This window comes from Pseudomonadota bacterium (genome assembly GCA_030860485.1).
Taxonomy (GTDB): domain Bacteria; phylum Pseudomonadota; class Gammaproteobacteria; order JACCXJ01; family JACCXJ01; genus JACCXJ01.
The window spans coordinates 1-8,466 of record JALZID010000126.1 but is presented as its reverse complement, the minus strand read 5'-3'; the positions used below and the strand labels follow the sequence as shown (position 1 = coordinate 8,466).

Annotated in this window: 7 protein-coding genes and 3 pseudogenes; 5 read left to right on the top strand and 5 right to left on the bottom strand. The window is 63.2% G+C overall.

What is annotated here, in order from left to right:
- Positions 1-449 precede the first annotated feature (449 nt).
- A complete protein-coding gene (locus M3461_07110) occupies positions 450-728 on the bottom strand; it encodes a hypothetical protein (GenBank protein MDQ3774136.1) in 279 nt (92 codons plus the stop codon).
- Here M3461_07110 and M3461_07105 point away from each other — a divergent pair.
- The 4 genes and pseudogenes from M3461_07105 to wrbA all read left to right on the top strand — a co-directional run bounded on the left by M3461_07105 (position 708) and on the right by wrbA (position 3,279).
- Positions 708-1,409, top strand: a complete 702-nt coding sequence (locus tag M3461_07105) for a hypothetical protein (GenBank protein ID MDQ3774135.1) — start codon at positions 708-710, stop codon at positions 1,407-1,409. The two genes, M3461_07110 and M3461_07105, sit on opposite strands and share 21 nt — an antisense overlap.
- A gap of 382 nt (positions 1,410-1,791) precedes the next feature.
- A pseudogene (locus tag M3461_07100) lies at positions 1,792-2,026 on the top strand (septal ring lytic transglycosylase RlpA family protein).
- 255 nt (positions 2,027-2,281) lie between these two features.
- Complete coding sequence (arsC, locus tag M3461_07095) at positions 2,282-2,638, top strand: arsenate reductase (glutaredoxin) (protein ID MDQ3774134.1); 357 nt, start codon at positions 2,282-2,284, stop codon at positions 2,636-2,638.
- 14 nt (positions 2,639-2,652) lie between these two features.
- On the top strand, positions 2,653-3,279 hold the full coding sequence (gene wrbA / locus M3461_07090; GenBank protein ID MDQ3774133.1) for an NAD(P)H:quinone oxidoreductase: 627 nt from the start codon (positions 2,653-2,655) through the stop codon (positions 3,277-3,279).
- A 45-nt stretch (positions 3,280-3,324) separates the two neighbouring features.
- Here the strand turns inward: wrbA and M3461_07085 are convergent, their stop codons facing one another.
- From M3461_07085 to M3461_07075, 3 genes are read right to left on the bottom strand one after another with little or no spacing between them, the layout of a single operon-like run.
- Entirely contained in the window at positions 3,325-4,035 is a 711-nt protein-coding gene (locus M3461_07085; protein MDQ3774132.1) for a hypothetical protein, read from the bottom strand.
- Entirely contained in the window at positions 4,032-4,778 is a 747-nt protein-coding gene (gene hda, locus M3461_07080; protein MDQ3774131.1) for a DnaA regulatory inactivator Hda, read from the bottom strand. The genes M3461_07085 and hda overlap by 4 nt, the downstream gene beginning before the upstream one ends.
- A complete protein-coding gene (locus M3461_07075; GenBank protein ID MDQ3774130.1) occupies positions 4,775-5,845 on the bottom strand; it encodes a DUF2066 domain-containing protein in 1,071 nt (356 codons plus the stop codon). Before M3461_07075 ends, hda begins: the two co-directional genes overlap by 4 nt.
- A 90-nt stretch (positions 5,846-5,935) precedes the next feature.
- Between M3461_07075 and purM the strand changes: the two are divergent.
- A pseudogene (gene purM / locus M3461_07070) lies at positions 5,936-6,997 on the top strand (phosphoribosylformylglycinamidine cyclo-ligase).
- Between the two features lie 618 nt (positions 6,998-7,615).
- Here the strand turns inward: purM and M3461_07065 are convergent.
- Positions 7,616-8,466, bottom strand: a pseudogene (locus M3461_07065) (IS630 family transposase).

Below are 8,466 nucleotides of genomic sequence, written 5' to 3'. Positions count from 1 at the left end.
AGTACATCGAGGCCTTCTTCTCGAACATCGACTGGGACGCGGTCGAGATACGCATCCAGGAGGGCGCAGCGGCCCGTCCTATCGGCGCCTGAGATAGCGGGGATGGTGACAACGCCCGCGAGACGGCGAGATAACGATGATCGAGACGCAGCAGCAACCGCCTAATCCTCCAGTGGAGGAACCGTTCGAGCGTCCTCCTGAAGTACCGCCACCCCTTGAGCCGCCTGTATACCCCCCGGAGCATCCTCCCGAGGAGCCGCCTCCGCAACCACCCGTGGAAATTCCGCCTGAGCCCCCACCGGAGATGCCACCACAGTCCGCCGCAAGAGCTAAGCGTGGACCGTCGTAACGTGGCGAGCTCGCTGTACGAGTAAGGCCGACCAATGATGATTTCAAGCGACGAGCTGCGCGCCCTGGCAGGGCATCGGCAAGAGGGACCGCATGTGTCGCTATTCATGCCGACCGCGCGGGCGGGTGCCGAGATCCAACAAGGCCCGATTCGCTTCAAGAACCTGATAAGCGAGGTTGAATTTCAGCTCAAGCAACAAGAGATACGGAAACCGGAGATCGAGGCCCTGTTGAATCCCGCGCAGGAGCGTCTCCAGGACGACGACTTTTGGCAGCACCAATCCGACGGACTCGCCTTTTTCCTTGCCCGGGAGTTCGCGCAATCGTTTAGCCTGGCGGAGAGGTTCGAAGAATTGGCCGTGGTCGAGCACCGCTTCCACTTGAAGCCACTGTTTCCTCTGATTAGCGGAGATGGGGTTTTTTACCTGCTTGCCCTTAGCCAAAACCAGGTGCGGTTATTTCGGGGCAGCCGCTATCACATCAGTGAAGTCATACTGGGCGATGAGGTTCCCCGCTCGGTTGCCGAGGCGCTCGGTCACGACCTCACGGAAGAACAGCTGCAGTTTCACACCGGTGGTGTTGGCTCGCCTATCTATCATGCCCAAGGCGCCGGGAAAGACGACGTCAAGCCGGAGCTCCGCAAGTTTTTATCGTTGCTCGATGAGGGGCTGAAGAAGTACCTAAGTCATACCGGGGCGCCGCTTGTTCTCGCAGGTGTGGACTATTTGTTGCCGATCTACCGCGCCGTGAGCCGCTACCCAGAGGTCCTAGAGGAGGGGATCACCGGAAATCCTGAGACCCGAGGTGGTGAAGCGCTGCACGAGCAAGCGTGGCAACTCGTCCGGCCTCGCTTTAATGCCAGACGCAGCGAAGCGCGAGAGAGGTACTATGCCATGGCGAGCCAGGAAAAGAGCTCCAACCGGCTCACCGAGGTCGTAGTTGCCGCCGTCGATGGTCGGATCGAGACCTTGTTTCTCGCCAATGGCGTGCGCCAATGGGGCACCTTTCGATGCAGAGAAACGTGTGATCGATCGGCACGATGCCGCGCATCCGAACAATGAGGACTTGCTCGATCTCGCGGCAGTGCAAACCTACCTCAACGGCGGAACCGTATACGTTGTCAAGCCGGGCGAAGTGCCAGGTGGAGACCTTTTGGCAGCGGTATTGCGATACTAGCCACAGCGGCAATAACTTAGATCGTTACCATGAACACCCCATTACGCGCACTCCCCGTACTCCGCTTCCGGTGTCGGTTTTCGTGCGGACGGCGTCCTCCACCAGGTCATGGTACCTTCAGCCTTCTCGGTCCGCTCGGCCCGTTTCTCGACCTTTTCGGCGAGGCTTCATCGGCGGCCGCGGCGCCGCACAGCCACAGCACGGACGCCGCGACGGAGGCGTGAGAAAGTGATCGAGCAAGTGGGTTGAGGCGTCGTACTACGGCAGGGCTTTCACGGGAAGAAGACGGCTAGCGGAGAGAAATTCGACCAGGGCGACCTGACCGTCGCGCACCCGACCCTCCCGCACGGGTCGGAAGTGAAAGTGACGAACCTGGAGACCGGGGAGTCAGTCAGTGGAGGTACAAATTAACGACCGGGGCCCCTACGCCAAAGGCCGGGACATCGACCTGTCGAAAGCCGCGGCCAAAGAGATCGGAGGAGCGCCCGAAAGGTCCTCCTAACCCGGGACATGCCAGTTTGTCGAATCAGATCGAGATCTTCTTTTCGATCTTGCAACGCAAAGCGCTCACGCCCAACGACTTCCCCTCACTTAAGGCCGTCGCCGAGCGCATTACCTCGGGTCATTCTTGCAAATTCGCGGGCGGCGGGGCATGGGGTCCCTCCATAGCCCATTGCATCGCGGCTGGCCAACCCTCGCTTTCGACTCCGTGATCCGGTGTAAGATGGCCACCCCCAAACGCCCGGAGGGCAGTTGCATGAAGGTGACGATCTACCATAACCCGCGCTGCTCCAAGTCACGCGCGGCCCTCAAGCTCCTGGAGGATCGGGGCATCGAGCCCGAGGTCATCGAGTATCTCAAGGCCCCGCCGGACCGCAAGACCCTGACACGACTCCTCAAACGCCTGGGGATCGAGCCGCGCGAGCTGCTGCGCAAGACCGAGCCGGTCTATGCCGAGGCCGGTCTGGGCGATCCGAATGTCGGCCGCGAAGCGCTCCTTGATGCCCTGATCGCCCATCCGATCCTGATCGAACGCCCCATCGTCGTGGTCGACGACAAGGCCGTGATCGGCAGGCCGCCGGAGCGCGTGCTCGAAATCCTCGGGATCCTGTGATCCCCCTTCTTCATATGATGGAGGTCCTGGTCCTCTACTACAGCCGCTACGGCAACGTCGCGCACATGGCGCAGTGCGTGGCGCGCGGGGTCGAGCGCGTGCCAGGGTGCGCGGCACGGCTGCGGACCGTGCCCGCGGTCTCGACGGTGTGCGAGGCGAGCGCGGAGGAGATCCCGGAGAGCGGCCCGCCCTACGCTACGCGCGCGGACTTGGTCGAATGCGCGGGGCTGGCGCTCGGCAGTCCGACGCGCTTCGGCAACATGGCCGCACCGCTCAAATACTTCATCGATGGGACCTCGGATCTGTGGCTGTCCGGGGCGCTCATCGGCAAGCCGGCTGCGGTGTTCACCTCGACCGCCAGCCTGCACGGGGGGCAGGAGACGACGCTCCTATCGATGATGCTGCCGCTCCTGCACCACGGGATGCTGCTCATGGGCCTGCCCTATAGCGAGCCCGAGCTATTCACGACAGAGAGCGGAGGCAGCCCCTACGGGCCCGCGCACGTCGCCGGCACGGACAGCGATCTACCGCTGAGAGAGGAAGAAAAGCGGCTCTGTATCGCGCTCGGCCTGCGGCTGGCCGCCACGGCACAGGCGCTGGCGGACGCCGACCGCCAGCGCGCGCTGTCCCAGAATTTGTGATAGAACCTCCTTCGGAAGGCGAGAGATCCCGCGCACAGTAGGTGTTCACACACCCTCAGGCTCGCCGAACAGCGATTTGTAGCTCTGGTAGCTCGCGCAATAGGCCACCGGGATCACCACCAGGAAACCGAGACCGAGCGTCAAGACCGCCCCGAGCGCCAGGACCGTGAACACCCCGAAGAAGGCCAGCAGCACCCGCCAGTTGTTCCAGCAAGCCTCGAAGCTCGTCATGACCGCCTCGAAGCCGTCGATAGGCGTGAACAGCACGAGCGGGCTCGAGTAGATGATGCCCATGCCGGACACTCCGGAGACCATGGCCACGAGCAAGGCCCTGAGAAACAGGTTGAGCCACTCGGCGAGGCTCCTGACGTGGTCGGGATCGATGGCGCCGCCCCCCATCTGCGATCCCACCCCGAACACCACGAACAGGACGACCAAGGCCGCCAAGGTGATCACCCCGATGGTCAACAGCCGCCCGCGTTGGTCTTTTTCGAGCAGGCCTTGAAACAGGTGGCGTACCACGGGTGTCCGGCCGTGTTCCAGCTCCCGCGCGGCGAGGAGGTAACCGCCATACAGCACCGGCGTCATCACCCACCAGGCGATGGGGCCGATGAGCGGTATCGGCAACAAGACGAACGCCAGCACCAGCCAGATGAGCGTGAACAACACCCAGATGGCCGGATTTTTCTTGAACAGCGCCCAGCCGGCCCAATACCACTCCGCCACTTGTTTGACTTCCGCACGGCCCGCGTTCATCGTTCTCCACCTCGCTCACGTAAGTCTTCTAATATATCCCGCACGAACGGTATCGTGATGGAGCGCTGTGCGACGAGCGCCCCGTCGTCCAACCGGTCGAGCAACCGGCAGAGGTCCGCCATCCCGCGGGGATAACGGCACAGCAGGTACTCCGCCACCTCGGGCTGCAAATCGATCCCCCGTCCTTTGGCCCGCAGCATCAATACCTCGTGCTTGTCGCGATCATCCAGCATCTCGAGATGATAGACGAGCCCCCAAGCGAGCCGGGATTCTAGATCGGGGAGCGTGAGGCCTAGGCTGCCCGGGCTCCCTCGCCCGGCGAGTACCAACGCAGCGCCCGCGTCGCTGGCCCCGTCGTAGAGTCCCATCACGCCGCGTTCCCAGGCCGAGCGCCCGGCCACCTCCTGAACGTCGTCGATGCACAAGAGATCGAGGCCTTCCATCCACGTCGGGCGCGCCAGATCGCCGACCGGCAGCGACCCGAGCGCCACATAGGCGGCGCGCCCTCCCCGCTCGATGACCCGCGCGCAGGCGGCGGACAGGAGATGGGTCTTACCACTCCCGCTCGGCCCATGGAGATAGAGGCTCACACCGGGCGCGCCTCCGGCGAGCGACAGGAGATACTCGAAGGCCTCTCGGTTGCGCCCCAGTACGAACGCCTCGAAACCCGGCCGGTCGGTCGCGAACGGCAAGAGCAGCTGTCGAGCGCCGGCGGTGGCGGCCCGGAAGGGGACCGATGTCATGGCGACGAGAGCTGATAATGGCCCACCTCTGTACCGGTATCCAAGGCCTGCAAGGTCGTGCCCAAGGTGATCGCGCGGCTCACCGCCTCGGCGCCGCCGCGGGCGGTGAGATGGAACTCGACTCGGCCCGGCTCGAGTCTTTTCACGTCCACCTGGCGCACCGGGTCGAGCGTGCGCAGGTAACGCTCTACGCGAGTATATTGATCTAGGCTGGATATACCCTCCACCACCAGCGCGACCAGGCCGGATTCGAGCGTGTCCCTGGGACCCGCAAAGTGGGCGTGCAGGGCGTCCACCGCCAGGTCTATCCCCTCGTCCAGCGCCACCTCAGGCAGATCGCCCTGTGACGACCAGGACTCGTTCCGGCCCTCGGCGAACAAGGTCCACTCGGCCTGCCACAAGGCCGGCGAGATCCCGGCCAACTGCCCGGCAAGGATCGCATCGGCACCGTAGCGACGCGCGGCCGCGGCGATCTGCTCGCTCATGGGCAGGGACACGGCGATGGCCTCGGACCACGCCTCATCGGTGGTATCGAGGACCGGCAACACCAGGGGCACGCCGCGCCAGCGGGCGCGCGCATGCAAGGCCTCGCGATACGCCAGCATCTTCTGATCTTGGGGGTCATCGCGGCTCAACACACGCCGGCCACTTCCTTCGTCGACGCTGAGCCACAGGAGCAGCGCGGGACGCTCGCGGCCCCACACCGGCGCCCCCGCCTGCTCCAGCCCGCGCTCCAGCGCCTCGGGATCGAACTTCACCCACAAGACCGGCACCGGGGTCCCGGAGCCGTTGCTCATGCCTTCGGACTGCCGGTAGCCGTACTGCTGCACGAACGCCTCTGGATTCTTGATGAGACGATCGACGCTCGGGCGGCCGGCCGCATTGCGGTCGCCGGTGAGCTTGACGAGCACGAGGCGCAGGGCCGTCTGCATGCCCTGCGTCTGAGCCGCCGGGTCGCGACCCGTGACCGGCACCTCGGCCTCATAGAGGTCCTTGAGGCGCGCGCCGAAGGCCGGGATAGCGGGAATGAACACCAGGCAAATTAGAAAGGCCAAGGTCCGGCGCATGGGGCACGCTATGCGAAGACCCGTGTAGGCGTCAAGGTTTGCCGGGCCAATTAACTAGTAAAACCGTGCGGGCATCGTTACCATGATGGCATGGGTAAGCCGCCACACAGCTATCGGGATGCCGGTATGGACATCGAGCGCGGCAACGCCCTGGTCGAACGCATCAAGCCCCTGGCGCAGGGTACCCAGGTATCCGTGCGCGCCGGGGTCATGGGCGGCGTGGGCGGCTTCGGGGCCCTGTTCCGCCTGGCCGGGCTCGGCTATCCAGACCCCATTTTGGTGTCCTCGACCGACGGCGTGGGCACCAAGCAGAAGCTCGCCCTCGCGCTCGATGGCCACGACACCATCGGCATCGATCTCGTGGCCATGTGCGTAAACGACGTGGTCGTCCAAGGCGCCGAGCCGCTCTTTGTTCCTCGACTACTTCGCGACCGGACGGCTCGGCGTGGAGGTCGCGGCGCGTGTCATCGCCGGCATCGCGGCGGGCTGCAAACAGGCCGGGGCGGCGCTGGTGCGCGGGGAGACGGCGGATGCCGGACCTCTATGCCACGGGGAACTACGACGTCGCCGGCTTCTGCGTCGGGTTGGTGGAGGTCGGCGCCGTCATCGACGGGCGCGCGGTGCGGGCGGGCGACGCGCTCATCGGGATCGCGGCCAGCGGCCCGTACGCCAACGGTTCTTCCCTGATCCGGAGGCTCATCGAGCACCGGCAGGCGGAGCTTGCCCAGCCGCTCGACGGGCGGACGCTCGCCGAAGCCCTCCTCTTGCCGACCCGCATCTACGTGCGGCCGATCCTCGACCTCATCGGCCAGCTACCGGTCCGAACGCTCGCGCACATCACCGGCGGCGGGCTCTACGAGAACCTGCCGCGGATCATGCCGCCCGACATCCGCGCCATCATCGACGCGCGCCTGGCCCCGCCCGCCGGTCTTCGACTGGACCCAGGGCCAGGATGCCATCGCCTGGCGCGAGATGCACCGCACCTTCAATTGCGGCGTCGGCATGGTAGCGGTGGTCGCCGAGCCGGACGCGGCGAAAGCCATCGCGTTGCTGTCCCGCTCGGGCGAGACCGCCTGGCAGATCGGCACCGTCGTACCGTTCGCCCAGGGACATGGCGAGCGCGTGGTGATAGAGGCGCTGCCGCAGTCCTGATCGCGCGTCCGACCGGACACGCGGATCGGACCGAGGGACATAGGTGTTCCTTTACGCAGAAGACGATAAGGCGACGTTCCGGAGGATCATCAACTCTGTGTGAACGGCAATGCCAAGCAAGCCGACATCGTGCGGGCCTTCGGGGTCACGGCCATCAGCGTGAGGCGTTCCGTGAAGGTGTATCGAGTCGAGGGAACCTGCCGGCTTTTATATCCGACTCACGGGCACAGTCTAGCATTGTGACAACAAAGGCCGCTTGTTTAAGAGTGAACTTCCGGGAATTGTTTTTGATGCGACCAGACATCTTGTAGCTGCTGTAACCGGTTTGAGTGTGACGTTCTCGAAAACCAACTTAGAGATTGGAATACGAGAGAGAGAACTACTTTCCTCGTGTTCGTTATAGAGATATACGGCACCGCCCCCAGCCGCGCCAAGCGCAACTAAGGCTAGAGCAAACTTTCGGAATCCTGTTGAAGCCACCATCAGGACAAGAATAACGATGCCAAATAACCAAGTCATGATTGTTTCGGGCCCCAACGCTGAATTAACCGGCGCGAGTTTACGAGCGTCCGCGTTGAATGAACAGCTAGTGTAGTGTCCCTTGAATAACTTTACAGATTATCCCTTCTTGTTTTTCCCTCGGGGCTGGGTGGATCCGGGCTTGATCTGCTCCATCTTGACCGGCGCCCGGTCGACCTTCTCGATGATTTGCCCTACGGTGGCCGTCCAGATGAACGGCTTCGGGTTTTGGTTCCAGGCTTGCGTAAATTCGTCAATCGCCTGTTGTAAATCCGATACACGCTCATGAAGCTGCCGCGTCGAATCGCTTGCTCACTCAATTCTCGAAACCAGCGCTCCACCAGGTTCAGCCAGCTTGAACTGGTCGGAACAAAGTGGCACACAAACCGGGGATGCTGCTTCAGCCACGCTTTCACGTGCGGCTCCTGGTGCGTACCGTAGTTGTCCATTACCAAGTGCAACTGTAGGTCCTGGGGAAACTCTCGGTCCAAGCGGCGCAGAAATTTCAGCCACTCTTGATGACGGTGCCGGGGATAACATTCACCGATCACCTTGCCGTCTAATACGTTGAGCGCCGCAAAGAGCGTGGTGGTGCCATTGCGTTTGTAGTCGTGCGTCATGGTACCGCACCGGCCTTTCTTGAGTGGTAGCCCCGGTTGAGTCCGATCCAATGCTTGGATCTGGCTCTTTTCATCCAAGCACAGCACCAGCGCCTTGTCGGGCGGGTTCATGTACAACCCCACCACATCGGTCAGCTTCTCCAGGAATTGCGCATCCCGCGAGAGCTTAAAGGTGCGGCTCAGGTGTGGTTTGATATTGTGCAGCTGCCATAAGCGGTTCACCGTGTTCTTGCTGACATCGAGCGCCTCCGCCATGACCCGGCAACTCCAATGCGTTCTGCCGTTGGGCTTGCTGTGCAAAGTCGCATTGATGATCCCGTCTCGCTTAGC

Coding starts and splice junctions, on each gene's coding strand:
- arsC (MDQ3774134.1), top strand. CDS start 2,282: ATGAAGGTGACGATCTACCATAACCCGCGCTGCTCCAAGTCACGCGCG.
- M3461_07085 (MDQ3774132.1), bottom strand. CDS start 4,035: ATGAACGCGGGCCGTGCGGAAGTCAAACAAGTGGCGGAGTGGTATTGG.
- M3461_07075 (MDQ3774130.1), bottom strand. CDS start 5,845: ATGCGCCGGACCTTGGCCTTTCTAATTTGCCTGGTGTTCATTCCCGCT.
- hda (MDQ3774131.1), bottom strand. CDS start 4,778: ATGACATCGGTCCCCTTCCGGGCCGCCACCGCCGGCGCTCGACAGCTG.
- wrbA (MDQ3774133.1), top strand. CDS start 2,653: ATGATGGAGGTCCTGGTCCTCTACTACAGCCGCTACGGCAACGTCGCG.